Raw genomic sequence first — 18795 nt, forward strand, 5'->3', positions numbered from 1 at the left:
CTAGAAAATCAGGGAGAAGCCTTCCATGACCGACACCACGCTGGCAACCGATTCCGAGTCCGTCACGGTGCCGGACGCAGCGGCGGCGCTGGCCGACATCGCCGCGGCGCTGGCGGCGAGGCAGGTGGTGCCCTATCTCGGCCCCGGCGCCTTCGCCCTGCTGCCGCCCGACCTATGCCCGATTCCGCGCAATTCGGCGGAGCTGGTGCAGCGCCTGAACGCCAAGGTCGCCGCCCCCGGCCGCATCCGCTCCAACCTGACCGCCGTCGCCCAGTTCATCGAGACGCGCAAGCACCGCAAGACGCTGGAGGCCATCCTCAACGAGATTTTCCGCCAGACGGTGCCGGCGACCCCGGTGCATGCCCTTCTGGCCGCGATCCCGGCCCCGCCCCTGCTGGTCGACGTCTGGTACGACAACGTGCTGGACAGCCTGCTGAGTGCCGCCACCGACCGGACATGGGGCCAGATCCAGGGCGTGTCGCACCCGCAATCGACCGGCGAATGGGTGCGCTACTACGCCCCCGACGGCGCCGAGACGACGGCGGAGGCGGCGGAGGGCTGGGACACCGTGCTGTACAAGCCGTCGGGCGCGGTGACGCCGGCCGGCAACTACCTGATCTCCGACAGCGATTATGTCGAGATCCTGACGGAGATCGATATCCAGACCCCGATCCCCGCCGTCGTGAAGGACCGCCGCGCCGGCCGTCATTTCCTGTTCCTGGGCTGCCGCTTCGACCACGAGATCCAGCGTACCTTCGCCCGCCAGATCGCCAAGCGCTCTTCCGACAGCCACTGGGCGGTGATCCCCGGCGAACTGTCGAAGAACGAAGCGCGCTTCCTGGCGCTGCATGGAATCAAGCGCATCGACATGACGCTGGAGGAAGCGGTGGAGGGGCTGCGGGCGCGGGTGTGAGGGTGTTGGTGTCGGCTTCGATGCCCCCACCCTAACCCTCCCCCGCTGGGCGGGGGAGGGGACTGGTGCTGATGCGGGAGAGTGGCGGCAGTCCCTCCCCCGCCCAGCGGGGGAGGACAGGTGGGGGCATTCGCCAGCTGGCGCTTCTACCCCCAAAAGAAGCCGCACCGCAGCGCAACACACTCCCCCTCCATCCGTTACCCTGCGAAACGGATGGAGCGTGCCGGAATGGCGACGAAGAGCGGCCCCACCTTGGCCGCAGCATTTGCGACCCTGCTGCTGACCGCGACGGGGACAAGCGCACAGGAAACCACCCCGCCGCCGGTCGATGCGCCCGCGGCTTCCGGTCCCGCCATCGGCTTCTGGATCGACAACGACCTGTTCGGCGGCGGGACCGACCGCTACTACTCGAACGGTTTCCAGTTCTATTACTTCTCCGGCGCGCGGCCGACCTACGGCAGCATCGACTGGCTGGCGAACCTCGTGCCCTGGATCGAACCGGGCGGGGTGCGGCGCTACGGCTTCGCCTTCGGCCAGAACATCTACACGCCGAGCAACCTCAAGGCCCGCAATCCGGACCCCACCGACCGGCCCTATGCCGGCTGGCTCTATGGCCGGATTTCGGTGCTGAACGAGGCGCCGACGGCGGTGGACCGCATCGACCTCGACCTCGGCATGGTCGGACCGTCCTCGCTGGCCGAGCAGACGCAGAAGACGGTCCACAAGATCGTCGGCGGCGCCACCTACCCGGAGGGCTGGAACTACCAGCTGCGCGACGAGCCCGGCGTGGTGCTGAGCTACGAGCATGTCTGGCGCGGCGAGAAGCCGAACACGCTGGGGCCGCTGGAGTGGGATTTCAGCCCCCATGTCGCCGGCAGCGTGGGCAATGTGCTGACCTTCGCCGCGGTGGGGAGCACGGTCCGGCTGGGCGGCAACATGCCGCCGCCGGTCGGCGCCCTGGTGACCCGTCCCACCTCCAGCATCCCATACCAGGATTCCCCCTATTCGGAGCGGCCGGGGCGCTTTTCCTGGTATGTCTACGCCAGCGCGGAGGGACGGGCGGTTGCGCGCAACATCTTCCTGGACGGCAACACCTTCCGGGAAAGCCGGTCCGTCGACAAGCATCCCTTCGTCGGCAGCGTGCAGGCCGGGCTGACGCTGCGCTACGGCCGCTATGGCCTGACCTATGCCCAGACCCTGCAGACGCCGGAGTTCCGCGGACAGAAGTCGCTGACCAATTACGGCTCGCTCCGGCTGTCGGCGCAGTTCTGAACGGCCGGCATCATCCATCCGAATGCCCCGCCCGCCACCATTCGCCCCTTTCACGGGCGGCCGGTTCGGGCTATGTCAGGGGAATGAACCAGTTCGCACGCTTGGCGATCGAGGCCGGTCCGCTGGCCGCCTTCTTCGTCGCCAATTCCCAGGCCGGCATCATGACCGGCACCGCGGTCTTCATGGTCGCCATCAGCATCGCGGTCGCGGTGTCGTGGCGGCTGGAACGCCGCATCCCGATCATGCCGGTGGTCGGCGCCGGATTCGTGCTGCTGTTCGGCGGCCTGACCCTGTGGCTGCAGGACGATCTGTTCATCAAGATCAAGCCGACGCTGGTCAACCTGCTGTTCGCCGCGGTGCTGTTCGTCGCCCATGCGATGCGGCGCAACGTGATGAAGCGGCTGCTGGGCACCGTGCTGAACCTGTCGGACGAGGGGTGGCGCACGCTGGGCATCCGCTGGGCCTGGTTCTTCCTGGTCCTGGCGGTGCTGAACGAGGTGGTGTGGCGGAACTTCTCCACCGACATGTGGGTGAACTTCAAGGTGTTCGGCATCATGCCGCTGACCCTGGTCTTCAGCGCCTTCCAGGCGCCGCTGATCATGCGCCACCAGCTGCCGGAGGAACCGGCGGAAAGCGGGCCGGCCGCCTGAGGGCGCCGCCTTTATCAGGTTCCTTCGGCGCTCGCCTCTTGTGCGGCGCGGAAGGGGCACTCACATTGGTGGCGACCGCGACGTCGTCCGCTTCGACCGATTTGCAGAGGTATTGATCGATGGGCAGTTTCAGCATCTGGCACTGGTTGATCGTTCTGGTCATCGTGCTTCTCCTGTTCGGCGCCGGCAAGCTGCCCAACGTGATGGGCGACATCGCCAAGGGCGTAAAGGCCTTCAAGTCCGGCCTGAAGGACGAGGAGAACGAGGCTCAGGCGGCTCCCGCCCAGGCCCCGCCCGCCGCGATCAACCCGGCGCCTGCCCAGCCGGCCGCCCAGCCGGTCACGCAGGCTCCGGTGGCCCCGGCCGCGTCCTCGACCGTCTCCCCGACCCATCCCACGGCAACCCAGCCGCACACGGCCGACCCGGCCAAGCCGCATCAGGGCTGACCGGCACCCCGGGACGGCAGCCCCTTCTTTGCATCGCCCGGCCGCCGGGCGCGACCGCTTGGCGGTTTGATGGGGCGGCAAAATACGATAAAGAGAAGGGGCTTTCCGCAGCCGGTCCGTGTTCCGCGGACCGGCCGCCGGAAGGCCCCTCGTTGTTTCCAGCCGGCCCGCCATGACGGGCAAGCGCAGGTCGACCGTGACGCTCAAGCCACCGCCCCGGCAGGCTCCCACCCTGTCGACACCGACGTTCAAGGACGAGATGAAAGCAAACGGCAAACCTTCCGACACTCCGCCGCCGGAGAACGAGGACATCGCCAAGCTGCTTCGTGCCTTGAACGAGGATCTGCACGCCGATCAGCAGGACGAGGTCGACGACGACGAGGAAGAGCCGGCAAGCCGCAGCCTGCCGCTGGGCAAGATCGCGCTTGCCCTGCTGGCGGCGGGCGGAATCGCCGTCGGCGTCGTCTATCTCGGATCGGGCGATCCGGAGCCGGTGACGACGGCGGCCAACACCTCCGCGCCCATGGTGCCGGCCCCGGCCATCACCCGCGCGCCGCAAAACCAGGCCCCGTCCGGTGCGGCACCGTCGACCAACGGCACCCCTGCCGCGGCCGTCACGCCGCCGGCACAGACGCCCCCCAACCAGACGGCTCCGGCGACACCGCCGGCTGCGTCCTCCGCACCGCCGCCGCCGGTTGCCGCCCTGCCCGCCAGCCCCCCGCCGGTGCTGAAGGTGCCGGAACCGCCGCCCGTTCCGGCCACGGCACCCGCCGCCGCGCCGAAACCGCGCGCCACGGCCCCGGCCGAGAGCGCACCGCCGCCGGCCGCCCAGAAGCCGGAAGCCCCAAAGCCCGATACCGCCAAGCCTGACGCAGCCAAGCCGGAGCATCCGGCCGCTGGCGAGCCTGCCGACACCGGCTCCCTCCAGGCGATGCTGGCCCCGCCGAAGGAGGCCGCCAAGCGCCCGCCGGCCAGCGCCGCCCCCGCCGCGACTCCGGCCGCCCCGCCTGCTCCCCCGGCCACGGCATCGGCGCCCCCTTCCGCCAATGGCGAGGCGAAGCCCCCGGCCAAGGCCGCCACCCCGCCGGCCTCGATGCCGGCCGGGCGCTATACCGTGCAGGTCGGCACCTTCTCGGTGACGGCGAATGCCGATGCGCTGGCGCAGCGGCTGCAGGGCGGCGGTTTCCAGGCCTATACGGTGGATTGGACCGACAGCTCCAATCGCTCCTGGCGGGCGGTGCGCGTCGGCGGATTCGCCGATCAGGCCGCGGCCAAGCGGGAGGCGGAGCAGTTGAAAGCGAAGATGGCACTCAACCCGGTCGTGGTGACCGCGCGCTGATTCCCCGCCCGACCGGCGGAGGCCACGCAACGGTCCCACTACCTGCGACAACCTGTCATACAAGCGTTGGCCCGGCGGCGACAATTGGTCGCGGCCGGGCTTTTTCTTGCCTGGGCCACCCCATTCTTTGGTCGGGGGAGCTGGGAGTGCCGCTTGATCGCCGCTTGTCTTTGCTCGTACCATGGACATTCCAGGGCACGAATGCATTGCCCCGGCCACAAATTTGGGAAGCCGGCAGCAGACCGGCGCACCGGAGGACTCCCCGCCATGAAGCCGACCATCCTGGTCGTCGACGACGAACCCAGCATCGTCCTGTCGCTCCAGGTCCTCATGCAGCGCGCCGGGTTCGACGTGCGCATCGCCCGTGACGGGGACGAGGCGCTGCGCTCGGTGGAGAGCTTCACCCCCGACCTGATCCTGCTCGACGCCATGATGCCGAAGCGCGACGGCTTCGACGTCTGCCAGACCCTGCGGACCAACCCGGCCTGGAAATCCCTGCCCATCATCATGCTGACGGCGCGCAGCCGCGACGTCGAACGGCAGAAGGGGCTGGCGCTGGGCGCCACCGACTACGTCACCAAACCCTTCTCAACCCGCGACCTGCTGACCACCGTCCGCCGCCATCTCGGCCTGCCGGCGGCCGGCAGCGTGGAGCCGGCGCCGTGACCGGGTCCGTGACCACCCCTGCCCCCCAGCCCCGGCGGATCGTCCCGCTGGCCTTCCGCGCCGCCGGGCTGGGGCTGGTGGCGTTGTCGGTCGGGCTGGCGATGGCGGTGCGCGGGTCGGATGCCGCGGATCCGTTGCTGACCTATGCCGTGGTGATGACGGTGGCCTGCGCGGCAGCGGTGTGGGGGCTGTGGCTGGCGGTCGACCGCTACCTGCTGCGCGCCGCCGAAACGCTGGGGCGGGAGGCCGGGCTGATCGCCCACGGGAATGCGGAGGGCGCGGTCGGCGGCCGGGTGCCGCTGGCGCGCTACGGCGACCTGCAGCCGATCGCCCGCGCGGTCAACGACCTGTCGGACAAGCTGGCCCAGGTCCGCCGCGACATCGCCCGCACGGTGGCCGAGTCGACAGCCAAGGCGGAGGAGCAGAAGACCCAGCTTGCCGCCGTGCTGCGCGACCTGCATGAAGGCGTCCTGGTCTGCAACACCCGGCACCAGATCCTGCTCTACAACCAGACCGCCCTCGACATCCTGCACCTGACGGGGGAGCTGGGACTCGGCCGCTCGATGCTGCATTTCGTGGTGGCGGAGCCGCTGACCCACACGCTGGAACGGCTGACCTTGCGCGTGCGCGAGGGCCGCCACGTCAATCACGAGCACGGCACCACCGCCCAGTTCGTCGGCGCCACCACGGACGGCCGCATCCTGCTGGAAGGCCGCATGAGCGCCATCCTGCAGGACCCGGAACCGGGATCGGACGGGCCTCCCACCATCACCGGCTATGTGCTGACCCTGTCCGACGCCACCAGCGAACTGGCGGCGCTGGGCCAGCGCGATGCCCTGCTGCGCGAGGCGACGGAGGGATTCCGCGCGCCGATCGCCAACCTGCGCGCCGCGGTGGAGACCCTGTACGACGCGCCGGACCTCGGCCCCAGCGACCGTGCGGCTTTCGAAAGCTCGATGCTGGACTCCTGCGACAGCCTGTCCCGCCGGCTGGAGCAGGTGACCGCCGCCTACCGCAACGTCGTCACCGGCAGCTGGCCGATGAGCGACATCCATTCCAACAACCTGATCAACCTCGTGGCCCATCGGGTCGGGACCGCATCCCCCACCACGGTCACGCTGACCGGCCTGCCGCAATGGGTGCATGGCGACAGCCACGGGCTGGTCCTGCTGTTCGCCTATCTGATCGAGAAGGTGCACGGCCTGACCGGCGCCACCGCCTTCGACCTGGAGGCCGCCGGGCCGCAGGACGGCGACCGCTGGGTCTATCTGGATCTGGTGTGGGAGGGGCCGGCGGTACCCAGCGCCATGCTAGACAATTGGCTGGACCAGACCCTGCCGGACGGGCTGGGGGGGCTCAGCGCCGGCGACGTGCTGCAGCACCACCGCAGCACCGCCTGGAGCGAGCCGCTGCCGACCGCCAACGGGACCGCAACACGGGCACGGCTGCGCGTGCCGCTGCCTCCGGCGCAGTCGCCGCGCTCGGCCCAGCCGCGCCCGCGGGCCGGCGCCCGGCCGGAATTCTTCGACTTCGGGCTGCTGCACCAGCCGCTGGCGACCAGCGAGCTTGGCCGCACGCCGCTCGACCGGCTGCATTACGTGGTGTTCGACACCGAGACCACCGGCCTGTCGCCCAGCACCGGGGACGAGATCATCCAGATCGCCGCGGTCCGCGTCGTCGGCGGGCGCATCCTGACGGGGGAGACCTTCAACACGCTGGTCGACCCGAAGCGGCCGATCCCGCCGGAGTCGGTGCCCTTCCACGGCATCACCGACGGCATGGTGGCCGGCAAGCCGACCATCGACGCCGTACTGCCGCAGTTCCGCGGCTTCGTCTCCGGCGCGGTGATGGTGGCGCACAACGCCGCCTTTGACCTGAAATTCCTGAAGATGAAGGAACGGGCGGCGGGGGTGGCTTTCGATTGCCCGGTGCTCGACACCATGCTGCTGTCGCGCATGCTGCTGGGCAATGACGGCGACCACACGCTGGACGGCATCGCCGAGCGGCTGGGCATCGAGGTGGTCGACCGCCACACCGCCCTGGGCGACAGCCTGGTCACCGCCGCGGTCTTCCTGCGGATGATCGAGATGCTGCGCGAACGAGACGTGCGGACGCTGGACGACGCCATCCGCGGCGCCAACATCCTGGTCGAACTCGCCGCCCGGGAACGCGCCTTTTGACCGCGCCGGCCCGCGACGAACAACCCGCCCCCCGCCACCGCGAGCGCATGGCCGGCCTGTTCCTGCTGGCCACCGTGCTGTTCAGCCCGCCGTTGCTCGGCCTGTTCGGGGTGGAGGGCACGGTTCTTGGGGTGCCGGCCCTCTATGCCGGTGTCTTCGGCGTCTGGGCGGTGGTAATCCTGCTGGCGGCGCTCGCCGGCCGGTCGCGGTAGGAGGGCCGCATGGGCGTCGGGCTCGATTGGGGCACTGTCCTGGTCGCGGCGCTGGCCTACCTGTCCGCCCTGTTCGCCATCGCCCATTGGGCCGACCGGCGGGAAGCGGCGGGGCGCAGCGTCATCGCCTCGCCCACCGTCTTCGCCCTGTCGCTGGCGGTCTATTGCACGACCTGGACCTTCTACGGCTCGGTCGGGCGGGCGGCGACGCTGGGGATCGGATTCCTGCCGGTCTATCTCGGCCCCACCCTGCTGATGCTGCTGGCCCCGCTGCTGCTGCGCAAGATCCTGCGCATCGCCAAGGCGCAGCGCATCACCTCCATCGCCGATTTCCTGTCCAGGCGCTACGGCCACAGCCCTTTGCTGGGCGGACTCGTGGCGCTGACCGCCACCGTCGGCGTCACCCCCTACATCGCCCTGCAACTGAAGGCGGTCGCCGTCAGCTTCGACGCGCTGACCGGCGGTGGACTGCAGACGGCCCCGGCCCCCATCCTGGACCAGGGATTCCTGATCGCCGCGGTGATGGCGCTGTTCGCCATCGTCTTCGGCGCCCGCCAGATCGACGCGGCGGAGCATCACCCCGGCATGGTCGCGGCAATCGCGCTGGAGTCGCTGGTGAAGCTGGTCGCCTTCCTCGCGGTGGGGATTTTCGTCGTCTGGGGCTTGCACGGCGGGTTGGACAACCTGTTCGCCGCCGCCGGCGCCCGCCCCGACCTCGCCCGGCTGTTCGGCGGCGACATTGCGTTGGAGGGAGCCGCCTCCGGCGTGTGGGTGACCACCACCATCCTGTCGGCGGCGGCGATGCTGTGCCTGCCGCGCCAGTTCCAGGTGATGGTCATCGAATCGGTGGACGAACGCCAATTGGACCGCGCCGTCTGGTTGTTCCCGCTCTATCTTCTGCTGATCAACCTGTTCGTCCTGCCGGTGGCGCTGTCGGGCCTGCTGACCTTCGGCGGACGGGTGGACCCCGACCTGTTCGTGGTCGCCCTGCCCCTGCATGGCGGGGCGGAGTGGCTGGCCCTGCTGGCCTTCCTCGGCGGATTGTCGGCGGCGGCCGGGATGATCGTGGTCGAGACGGTCGCGCTCTCCACCATGCTGTGCAACGACCTCGTGGTCCCGGTGCTGCTGCGCTTCCGGCCGGCGGCGCTGGCGCGCTCTGCGGATCCGGCACCGCTGCTGCTGATGGTCCGGCGGGCCGCCATCGTCGCGATCCTGATGTTCGGATACGGCTACTACAGGCTGGCGGGATCGGCCTATGCGCTGGTGTCGATCGGGCTGATCTCCTTCGCGGCGGTGGCGCAGTTCGCCCCGTCCCTGATCGGCGGGCTCTACTGGCGCGGGGCGACCCGGCGCGGCGCCATCGCCGGGGTTGCGGCCGGCGCGCTGGTCTGGGCCTACACGCTTCTGCTGCCCAGCTTCGCCCGGTCTGGCTGGCTGCCCGCCAGCTTCATCGCCGACGGACCGTGGAGCATCACGGCGCTGCGGCCCTATGCGCTGTTCGGGCTGGAGGGCTGGGACCCGCTGGCCCATGCTTTGTTCTGGAGCGCGCTCGCCAACATCGGCGCCTATGTCGGGCTGTCGCTGTTCGACCGGCCGAACGCGGCCGAGCGGGCACAGGCCGCCGCCTTCGTCGACGTGTTCGATCAGGCCGCCGCCGCCATATCGCCGACCTCCCCGGCGGACTGGCGCAACGCCGCCAGCGTCGGCGACCTTGCCCGCGTGGTCGCCCGCTTCCTCGGGCCGCAGCGCGCCGAGCAGGCATTCGCCGGCGCCGATCCGGACGAGCCCGCGGGGCCGGAGCGGCTGCGGCTGGCCGAACGGCTGCTGGCCGGCGCCATCGGCGGGGCTTCGGCACGGGTGGCGCTCGCCTCCTCCGTCTCCGCAGGGGCGGTGGAGGCGGCGGAGCTTCTGCGCATGCTGGACGAGACCAGCGACGTCATCGCCCACAGCCGCCAGCTGGAGCTGAAGACCGCGGAGCTGGAGCGCGCCACCGACGCGCTCCGCGCCGCCAACGACCGGCTGACCGAACTGGACCGGCTGAAGGACGATTTCCTGTCCACGGTGACGCACGAGTTGCGCACGCCGCTGACGTCGATTCGCGCCCTCAGCGAGATCCTGCACGACGACCCGGACCTGGAAACCGAACAGCGGCAGGAGTTCCTGGCCGTCATCATCAAGGAGAGCGAGCGGCTGACCCGCCTGATCAACCAGGTGCTCGACATGGCGAAGATCGAGGCCGGCGCGCTCGACTGGCGGATCGAGGCGATCGATCCGGCCCTTCTGCTGACCCAGGCGGTCGCGGCGACGGAGGCGCTGTTCCTGGAGCGCGGCATCGTCCTGTCGGTGGACATCCCCGGCAACCTGCCGCCGGTGCGCGGCGACGAGGACCGGGTGATCCAGGTGGTGGTGAACCTGTTGTCCAACGCAGCGAAATTCACGCCCGTCGGCGGCCGGACCCGGCTGGAGGCGAAGCTGGACGGGGACACGTTGCGAATCACGGTCATCGACAGCGGCCCCGGCGTGGCGCGGAATGACCGCAACATCGTGTTCGAGCGATTCCGTCAGGCTGGCGACATGCTGACGGGCAAGCCGGCCGGCACCGGCCTGGGCCTCGCCATCGCCAAGCGAATCGTCGAGCATCTGGGCGGCCGGATCGGGGTGGAGGACGCCCCCGCCGGGCTGGACGCCGAATCGGGCAAGGGAGCCGCCTTCTGGTTCACCTTGCCGCTTGCGAAAGCGGAGGCGCCGCAAGGAGCCGCCGGCTGACCGGCAATGTCTCAATCACAACCATCTCGCCGCATTGCAATCCCGTGTTATCCTGCCCGCCGACCGCGCGATAATCGATTGGGGGATTCCCGTCATGCAGCCTGATCCCGGGTTGCGGCCACAGTGCCATACAACCGATGGGGCACCGTACGCCACGGTGCTTCCCGTCCGGGCGATCCGCGCTTATGGTGGGGCGCCCGGATCCGGTTGCGGCACGGGTCGGGCGGGTTGGCGGTAGGAAGGCGGGATGGGAAAGATTCTGGTTGTCGACGACGAGAGGGACGTCGAAACGCTGATCATGCAGCGTTTCCGTCGCGCCGTCCGCGCCGGTGAACTGGAGTTCCTGTTCGCCCATGACGGGCAGGAAGCGCTGGAAACCCTGCGCGCCCAGCCCGACATCGATATGGTGCTGAGCGACATCAACATGCCGGGAATGGACGGGCTGACGCTGCTCGACCATCTGCCGCAGGTGAACGCCGACATCCGCGCGGTGATGGTCTCGGCCTATGGCGACCTGGGCAACGTCCGGGCGGCGATGAACCGCGGCGCCTTCGACTTTATTATCAAGCCCATCGATTTCAGCGACCTGGAAGCCACCATCCACAAGACGCTGGAGGCCTGCCGCGCCGTGCGGCGGCTGCGCGACGCGCTGCAGGAGACCAGGACGGCGGAGGCGGCATCGCGCGCACAGGCCGCCCGCCTGCGCCGGGTGCTGGACGGCAGCCCCATCGGCGTGTCGATCATCACCGAGACCGGCGAACTGCTCTACTGCAACCAGCGCTGCACCGACCTGTTCGGCGTGCCGGCGGAGGCGATGCACCAGCGCTGCTCCCCCACCCTGTTCCGCCATGTTCGGGAAAGGCTGCCGGACCGGGCGCCCGGGGCCGTGCCCGCTGCGGACGAAATCCATTATGTGCGCGAGGACGGGCGGACGGTGTGGATGGCGATGTCCGTCGACCGCACCACTTACGAGAACCAGCCGGTCTTCATCGTCTGGCTCTACGACATCACCGAACGCAAGGTACAGGCGGAGGCGCTGCGCAGCGCCAAGGATTCGGCCGAACAGGCCCTGGCCGACCTGGAGCGCATGCAGTCCGACCTGATCCGGGCGGAGAAGATGGCGGTGATCGCCCAGCTGATCGCCGCGGTCGCACACGAGATCAACACGCCCGTCGGCATCGCGCTAACCGCCGCCACCCACCTGCAGACGGCGTCGGAATCGATCATCATGACGTTCAAGGGCGGCCAGCTGCGCAAGAGCGACTTCCAGGACTATGTCGGCACCGCCAGCGAGGTCTCCACCCTGCTGGTCGCCAACATCGAACGCGCCGCCGCCCTGATCCAGAGCCTGAAGCTGGTGACTGAGGGCAAGGCCAGCTCGCCGCGCAGCCGCGTCGGCCTGCGCGACTACCTGTCCGACATCGTGCTGGCGGTGCAGGTGCAGCCGGCGGCGGCGGGGCACCAGCTGGCTCTGGACTGCCCGGACGGGCTGGCGCTGGACACCTATCCCGGCGCGCTGACCGAGGTGCTGCTGGCCCTGCTGACCAACGCCTTCGCCCATGCCTTCGAGCAGGTGCCGGCGGTCGCCGCCATCGGCGCCGATGCCGAGGACGGGATGCAGGAGGATGCGGCATCCGCCCGCCGCCCCGGCGGCAAAGTGACGGTTTCGGTGCGGATGCTGGGAGAGGACCGGGTGGAACTGCGCATGTCCGACAACGGCCGCGGCATCCCGGCCGACATCCGGCCGCGGCTGTTCCAGCCCTTCACCACCACCCGCCGCGGTGCCGGCAGCATGGGGCTGGGGCTCTACGCCGTGTTCAACCTGGTCACCGGCAAGCTCGGCGGCGAGATCGACATCGACAGCGAGGTCGGCCGCGGAACCAGCGTCGTCCTGCGGCTGCCGCTGGATGCTCCCTGATCCTGCCTCCCCCTGATCCTGCCTGGTAAGCGGCAGAAGCCCTGTGGACGACATCTTCGGGATCCTTCCCATGCACGACAAGACCGATCTGCTGCGATCCCTGCCCCCGCTGTCGTCCTATTCGCCGGAGGAATCGGTGGCGCACTCGCTGGACCGGGCGCGGCTCTACCATGACCAGCTGGTCGCCGCGATGCCGGGCCTGATCGTCCATCGCGACGGCGTGATCCTCCATTGCAGCGGCACGCTGGCCCGATTGCTGGGCTACGAGTCGGCGGAACAGGTGATGGCCCTGCCCGACGTCATGACGCTGGTCCCGGAAGACGCCCATCTGGCGGAGCGCAACGCCTATGCCCGTTGCCTGCAGGGTCCGACCCAGCCGCTGGCCCGCCGCATCAAGCGCCACCGCGCCGACACCAGCATCCAATGGTTCGACCAGTTGCTGGAGCCGGTGGACTGGGGCGGCGCGCCTGCGGTGATGGAGATGCTGACCCAGATGCGCCCCGAGGCTGCCAATGCCGAGGTGCCGCATCAGGGACAATTGCTGCAGGCCGCCATTGACGCCATGCCCAACGGCGTGCTGATGCTGGACCGCGACCTGCGGCTGGAAGGGGCCAACAGCGAGTATTTCCGGCTGTGGGACTATCCCCCCGGCATGTTCCCGCCCGGCACCCCGGTGGCCGAGACGCTCCATTACAATCACCGGCGCGGCGATTACGGCGACGTCCCCTGCGAGGAGACGGTGGCGGAGCTGTGCACCCGCTTCCTGGTCAAGGGCGTCATCAATTCCGAACGCCAGGTGCCGACGAACGGCCGCATCCTGGACATCCGCACCGCCCCGCGCGCGGACGGCGGTTACGTCATCACCCAGCACGACATCACCGACCGCAAGCGGATCGAGGATGAATTGCGGGAGGCCAAGGAGCGGGCCGAAGCGATCCTGAAGGAACTGCGCGAGACCCAGCAGCAGCTGATCGTGCAGGAGAAGATGGCGTCGCTCGGCCAGCTCACCGCGGGCATCGCCCACGAGTTGAAGAACCCGCTGAACTTCGTCAACAACTTCGCCGAACTGTCGGGAGAGCTGCTGGACGAGATGCTGGCGCTGCTGGAACCGCTGAACGACCATCTGGACGACGCGACCCGCGCCGACGTGGACGATCTGGTCGACAGCCTGCAGAGCAACCTGCACAAGATCGCCGACCATGGCCGGCGCGCCGACAATATCGTCAAGAGCATGCTGGCCCATTCGCGCGGCGGCGGCGGCGAATGGCAGACGACCGATCTGAACGCTTTGGTGGAGGAGGCTCTGTCGCTGTCCTACCACGCCGTGCGCGCCCAGGATCGCAACTTCAACGCTACGCTGGAGCGTCGATTCGCCGCGGATGTGGGTGAGGTGAAGCTGGTTCCGCAGGACATGTCGCGTGTCCTCGTCAATTTGTTCACGAACAGCTTTTACGCCGTCCGCAAGCGGCAGTTGACCTGTGGCGACATGGTTTATGAACCGACGCTGACGGTGACAACCGAAACAAGAGGAACTGAAGTTTCCATAAGAATTCACGACAATGGCGTCGGCATGCCACCCGCCGTGGTCGACAAGCTATTCACGCCTTTTTTCACCACGAAGCCCACCGGCGAAGGAACCGGCTTAGGCCTTTCACTCAGCTATGACATCGTGGTACATCAGCACAGGGGCCGTTTCGACGTATCCAGCATCGAAAACGAGCATGCCGAGTTTACGATCACGCTGCCACGAACCGTGACGGCATTGTCGCTAGGGGAGCGCCGAAAGACATGACCCTGGGAATCCTCGTCGTCGATGACGAACCGGATATCGAGGATCTGTTCCGTCAGCGCTTTCGCGCAGAATTGCGCCGTGGAGAACTGGCCCTTCATTTCGCCTCTTCTGCGGAGGAGGCACTTGAAAGCTTGAACACCGGCCTGCAACCGGAAGCTGTTCTTGTCCTGAGCGATATCAATATGCCCGGCATGAGCGGCCTTGACTTCCTGCAGCGCCTCCGCGCGGACGCCCCGCAGGTACCGGTCATCATGGTCACCGCCTATGGCGACATCGAGAACCGCCGCCGGGCGCTGGATATCGGCGCGACCGAACTTGTGACCAAGCCGGTCGATTTCGTCGCGCTGAAGAAGCTGGTCCAGAACGTCATCGTCCAGAAGACGGCTGCCTGAACACAGGCGCTCGCCTACCCCGGCGGGAGAGGGGGCGGACGCCCCCGCACCATTCACCCCGCACAGACCGCAGCGATGTCGCTCAGCTCCGGCCGCGCGCCCGCCGAGCAGGACGGGCAGTCCGGATCGACCGGAACCGCGATCTCGTTGAACTCTCCGCGCAGGCCGTCATAGAGCAGCAGGCGGCCGGCGAGCGGTTCGCCGAGGCCGAGCAGCAGCTTGATCGTCTCGGCCGCCATGATGGTGCCAATCACGCCGGGCAGCACGCCCAGAACGCCGGCCTCGGCACAGGACGGCGCGTATTCGGCCGGCGGCGGTTCCGGGAACAGGCAGCGATAGCAGGGCCGCAGCCCCGGTACGGCACCGCCGAACACCGACACCTGCCCCTCAAAGCGGAAGATGGCGCCATAGACGTTCGGTACGCCCAGCCGCAGGCAGGCGTCGTTGACCAGATAGCGCGTCGGCAGATTGTCGGACCCGTCGACCACGACATCATGGCCGGCCAGCAGGTCCAGAACATTGGCAGCCTCCAGCCTCGTGTCGTGCGACACCACCTCGATGGTCGGGTTGAGGTCGAGCAGCGCGGCCCGGCCGCTTTCAACCTTGCGCTGGCCCAGCCGGCTTTCGGCATGGAGGATCTGGCGCTGCAGGTTGCTGCGCTCCACCCGGTCGTCGTCGATCAGGGTCAGGCGCCCGACCCCCGCGGCGGCGAGGTAGAGCGCGATCGGCGATCCCAGCCCGCCGGCACCGATCAGCGCGACGCGGCTGCGCAGCAGCCTGTGCTGCCCGGCCTCCCCCACCTCCGGCATGGTCAGGTGGCGGCGATAGCGCTCGCGCTGGGCGGCATCGAGCTGCGGCGGCACCTCCACCGGCAGACCCGCGGCCTTCCAGGCGGAGAAGCCGCCGGCGACCGACCGCACATCCTCATAGCCCAGCCGCAGCAAATCCTCCGCCGCGAACAGCGACCGGGTGCCGCCGGCGCACATCAGCAGGACGGGACGCGCCGGATCGGGCGCCTTCTCTTCGATGCGCAACTCCAGGAAGCCGCGCGGCAGGCGCAGCGCCCCGGCGGGACTGCCGGTCGCCGTCTCCTCATCCTCGCGGACATCGACCAGCAGGGCGCCATCCCGTTGCAGGGCGAGCGCGTCGGCAGCGGTCACTTCCGCTATGCGGGCGCGCAGGTCGGCAAGGCGGCGGTCCTTCAAGCTCATGACGAGACGCTCCTCAACCGCCCGCCAGGGCGACCATCAGGGTCAGGGTGGCGCCGGCCGGCAAGGCCGCTTCCAGTCCGCCCAGCCGCCGCACGTCGTCACGGCCGAGATAGACGTTCACGAAGCGGCGCAGCTCGCCTTCGGCGGTGAACAGCCGGTCGCGGAAGACGTCCTGCCCGGCGGTCAGCGCCGACAGCGCCTCGCGCACCGTGGCGCCCGGCACCGTCACCTGATCGCGCCCGCCGACGAAGCCGCGCAACGGGGTCGGCACGCGGATGATCACTTCTGCGGTCGTCACGTCTGCATCTCCTCTTCCGGCACGGGCTGTTCCGGCATGTGCTCCTGCGGCACCGCCTGGGCCAGCGCCGCCTCCGCCTCCACCGCCAGCTGGCGGAACAGGTCGCGCACCTGCTTGGCCCGCATCAGGTCGATGCGCAGGTCCAGCAGGTCCTTGAAGCCATATTCATAGGACCAGACGTCGGCCGGCGCATCAACCCGGCAAGCGGTGCCGGCGACATGCTCAGCCAGCAGCTGCTCCACCGTTTCCTTGGGCTGCCGGCTGGCGTCGCCGAAATGCAGTTCCATCACCCGGTCGACCAGCGCCGCCTCCTCGGCGGTGGACTCGTAAAGCCCGCGCAGGCGCAGTTCGTTCAGCACCGGCTTTGTCGTGCGCGCCAGGAAACGGCGGGGGATCAGCCAGAGCCGCATCGCCCGTTCGATGGCCAGCTCGGTCATCAGTTCCGAGAACTCGGCATCGGTCAGGTCGTTGCGGCGGCACCAGTCGGCCAGCGCCTCCGCCCCATTGAGGCCGCGCATGGCGCAGAAACGCTGGGTTTCCGTCCGCACCGCCGCCTCGTCCACCGTCACGCCCATCACCTCGGCGAACTGGCGGATCAGCAGACGGCCGAGTGCGGCATTGTTGATCTCGGCGAAGTCCGGCCGGTGCAGGGCTGCGTGGGACGCGATCTCCGACAGCGGCACGGTGTTGCCGCCATGGCAAACCCGCCGGTCGCGCTCGTACAGTACGTCGAAGTAATGGGATGCGTTGAAGTCGAAAGGCGCCGGCCGCGGCGGCGTGATCAGGCTGGCGAGATGGCCCAGCAGAATCTCCGCATCGCGGCGCTTCTGGTCGATCGCACCGGTTTCCAGGAAGCGCTCCAGCCGGTCCGTCTCCTCCCGGCTCAGTCCCGCTTCGGCGAAGATGCGGTCGCGGGTGCGTTCGGTGAAATACAGCGCCTTCGCGGCGGCGATCACCCGGTCGTGCAGGCTCCGGTCCACCGCACCGGCGGCCAGCGCCGCGGCCATGCTGGCGCGCAAATTCACCAGCGGCTCCGACAGCGGGAACCAGCCATCCTCCGGCCCGGCATGGGCCAGCGCCACCTCGTCGTCGCCGGTCAGCCGGCCGTCGACATAGCCGCGCGCCACCTCGCCGACCGGCACCATGCCGAAGGGATGGCATTCGGCCGCCCGCAAGGCGCCCATGCTGGACGCGCCGTAGACCGCCACCCCCTTGTGCAGGGCATAGAGGATTTCCTTGTGCCAGACCGACAGCGACTGGCCGAACACCCCGTCGATCAGGGCGATCACGTCCGGCCGGTGGATGGTCATGGCGCTGATGATGTCGGCCTGCGCCGCCGGCGGCAGAAAGACCGCGCCCGGCAGGATGGCACGGGCATCCTCCACCGGCATGGTGGGCCCCAGGAACACACAAATCTTCATGCGACCGATCCCACTTGCGCCTGAGATGCATGCGCTTTCAACGCCTCCGCGAAAGCCAGCGGCCGGGCCCCCGGAGTGTAGAAGTCGAACTGGTAGCCTTCCAGCCCCGGCACCAGAACGCGGACCACCGGAATGCCGATTTCCGGCAGGGTCAGGTCGAAGACCAGCGCCTGCTCGATCCCGGCGCGGCGCAGCACGGTCAGCAGGATGGTGATGTCGCCTTCGAAGGTCGGGGTGGCATGGTTCAGGTGGCGGCGGCCGTCGGTGTTGATCGGCGTCGCTTCCAGCGCCGCGATCTCGGCGCTGCCGTCGGCATTCTGGTTGCGGACCAGATCGCGGCGGAAGAAATCGTCGCGCGAACCGGCGATCAGGACCAGCCGCGACTGCACCGCCTCGGTCAGGGCGCGGCACATGGCGACCGCCGGCTCCAGATGGCTGCCATAGCCGCGGTTCATGCCGGTCTTGCGCAATTCGCGGTCATAGACGATGGCCATGTAGCTCGGCACGCCCATGTCCGTGGTGACGTCGAACAGCAAGGGGCGGATCCCGGCCAGATCGAAACGGTGCAGCAGGTCGCGCACGGACGGCGCGTCGATGCTGGCCAGATCGACCCGCGGCGTCGGCCAGTTCAGCCGGTCGCCGGCATAGCGCCAGCAGGCGACGGAATCGCGCTCGATCACCTCGTAGAGGCCGGCGGCGACCGCCTCCAGGATATGGTTTCCGCTGGCCAGCCCGTTGGTGCCCATGGCGTAGAAGCTGCGCGCGCCCGGCTTGGTGCCCGGCGGCATGCTGTGCAGCCCGACCGATGTCCAGGGTGCGGCGACCGGACGGCCGCTCATCAGATCCCAGCCCCAGGTCCAGATTTCCGGCCGGTCGGGACGGAAGGCCCCGTGCTTGGTCCCCGGCAGCCGGTCCAGCGGGATGCGTCCATCGACCGGCAGGTCGTTCCACGCCGCCTCGACATGGGGCAGGCGCAGATGCTCGGCATGGTGGAACTCGATCGCCTCCATCGCGGCGGAGACGGTCGCGGCCGCGAGGCTGAAGCCCTTGCCGGCACTGCCCGACAGGGTCGGACTGTTCGGCCGGTGCCCAATGATCGTGTGGATGCCCAGGCGGTCCAGCCCGGTCACGTCGGCCAGCCGGGTGATGCCGCAACGGGCGAAATGGGGCGATATGCGGGCCAGCGTCTCTTCCGGTGTCGCCGTGCGGTGGGTGCCGAGGAAGAAGCGCTTGGCGGCGCGGTGGACGGTGTCGCCCAGGCGGATGCCGGGAAACTCCGGATAGACGGTGTCGGGCGATGCGCTGTCAGCCATGGGATG

Annotated in this window: 16 protein-coding genes; 12 read left to right on the top strand and 4 right to left on the bottom strand. The window is 69.1% G+C overall.

Features of this window, described 5'->3' with window-relative positions:
• Positions 1-25 precede the first annotated feature (25 nt).
• The 12 genes from ACWPKK_RS09355 (at position 26) to ACWPKK_RS09410 (ending at position 14546) form a co-directional block, all read left to right on the top strand.
• Positions 26-913 (top strand): SIR2 family protein, encoded by an 888-nt coding sequence (locus ACWPKK_RS09355; RefSeq protein ID WP_452003089.1) that lies wholly within the window; start codon positions 26-28, stop codon positions 911-913.
• Between the two features lie 228 nt (positions 914-1141).
• On the top strand, positions 1142-2185 hold the full coding sequence (locus ACWPKK_RS09360) for a lipid A deacylase LpxR family protein (protein ID WP_452003091.1): 1044 nt from the start codon (positions 1142-1144) through the stop codon (positions 2183-2185).
• A gap of 83 nt (positions 2186-2268) precedes the next feature.
• Positions 2269-2835, top strand: coding sequence for a septation protein A (locus tag ACWPKK_RS09365; protein ID WP_324868613.1), 567 nt, complete (start codon positions 2269-2271; stop codon positions 2833-2835).
• Positions 2836-2954: 119 nt separating this feature from the next.
• Entirely contained in the window at positions 2955-3281 is a 327-nt protein-coding gene (locus tag ACWPKK_RS09370) for a twin-arginine translocase TatA/TatE family subunit (RefSeq protein WP_452003094.1), read from the top strand.
• 196 nt (positions 3282-3477) lie between these two features.
• Positions 3478-4620 (top strand): SPOR domain-containing protein, encoded by a 1143-nt coding sequence (locus ACWPKK_RS09375; protein WP_452003097.1) that lies wholly within the window; start codon positions 3478-3480, stop codon positions 4618-4620.
• Between the two features lie 267 nt (positions 4621-4887).
• Complete coding sequence (locus ACWPKK_RS09380) at positions 4888-5286, top strand: response regulator transcription factor (protein ID WP_324868607.1); 399 nt, start codon at positions 4888-4890, stop codon at positions 5284-5286.
• Entirely contained in the window at positions 5283-7466 is a 2184-nt protein-coding gene (locus ACWPKK_RS09385) for an exonuclease domain-containing protein (RefSeq protein ID WP_452003100.1), read from the top strand. The genes ACWPKK_RS09380 and ACWPKK_RS09385 overlap by 4 nt, the downstream gene beginning before the upstream one ends.
• Entirely contained in the window at positions 7463-7678 is a 216-nt protein-coding gene (locus ACWPKK_RS09390; RefSeq protein WP_324868603.1) for a hypothetical protein, read from the top strand. Before ACWPKK_RS09385 ends, ACWPKK_RS09390 begins: the two co-directional genes overlap by 4 nt.
• Before the next feature lie 9 nt (positions 7679-7687).
• Positions 7688-10444, top strand: coding sequence for an ATP-binding protein (locus tag ACWPKK_RS09395; protein WP_452003102.1), 2757 nt, complete (start codon positions 7688-7690; stop codon positions 10442-10444).
• Between the two features lie 247 nt (positions 10445-10691).
• Positions 10692-12362, top strand: coding sequence for a response regulator (locus ACWPKK_RS09400; protein WP_452003104.1), 1671 nt, complete (start codon positions 10692-10694; stop codon positions 12360-12362).
• A 70-nt stretch (positions 12363-12432) separates the two neighbouring features.
• Positions 12433-14154, top strand: a complete 1722-nt coding sequence (locus ACWPKK_RS09405; RefSeq protein WP_324868597.1) for a PAS-domain containing protein — start codon at positions 12433-12435, stop codon at positions 14152-14154.
• Positions 14151-14546: a response regulator gene (locus ACWPKK_RS09410; protein ID WP_149222195.1), complete on the top strand. Its 396-nt coding sequence runs from the start codon at positions 14151-14153 to the stop codon at positions 14544-14546. The genes ACWPKK_RS09405 and ACWPKK_RS09410 overlap by 4 nt, the downstream gene beginning before the upstream one ends.
• A 53-nt stretch (positions 14547-14599) precedes the next feature.
• On the opposite strand, the gene moeB is transcribed toward ACWPKK_RS09410, so the two are convergent.
• From moeB to ACWPKK_RS09430, 4 genes are read right to left on the bottom strand one after another with little or no spacing between them, the layout of a single operon-like run.
• Complete coding sequence (moeB, locus tag ACWPKK_RS09415) at positions 14600-15757, bottom strand: molybdopterin-synthase adenylyltransferase MoeB (RefSeq protein ID WP_452003108.1); 1158 nt, start codon at positions 15755-15757, stop codon at positions 14600-14602.
• 13 nt (positions 15758-15770) lie between these two features.
• Positions 15771-16055 carry a MoaD/ThiS family protein gene (locus tag ACWPKK_RS09420; protein WP_452003111.1) on the bottom strand — a complete coding sequence of 95 codons (285 nt, stop codon included), beginning with the start codon at positions 16053-16055 and terminating at the stop codon, positions 15771-15773.
• Positions 16052-17476 (bottom strand): TfuA-like protein, encoded by a 1425-nt coding sequence (locus ACWPKK_RS09425; protein WP_452003114.1) that lies wholly within the window; start codon positions 17474-17476, stop codon positions 16052-16054. The genes ACWPKK_RS09420 and ACWPKK_RS09425 overlap by 4 nt, the downstream gene beginning before the upstream one ends.
• Positions 17473-18789, bottom strand: coding sequence for a YcaO-like family protein (locus ACWPKK_RS09430; RefSeq protein ID WP_452003117.1), 1317 nt, complete (start codon positions 18787-18789; stop codon positions 17473-17475). Before ACWPKK_RS09430 ends, ACWPKK_RS09425 begins: the two co-directional genes overlap by 4 nt.
• Between the last annotated feature and the right edge of the window lie 6 nt (positions 18790-18795).

It is taken from the genome of Azospirillum largimobile (genome assembly GCF_977007025.2).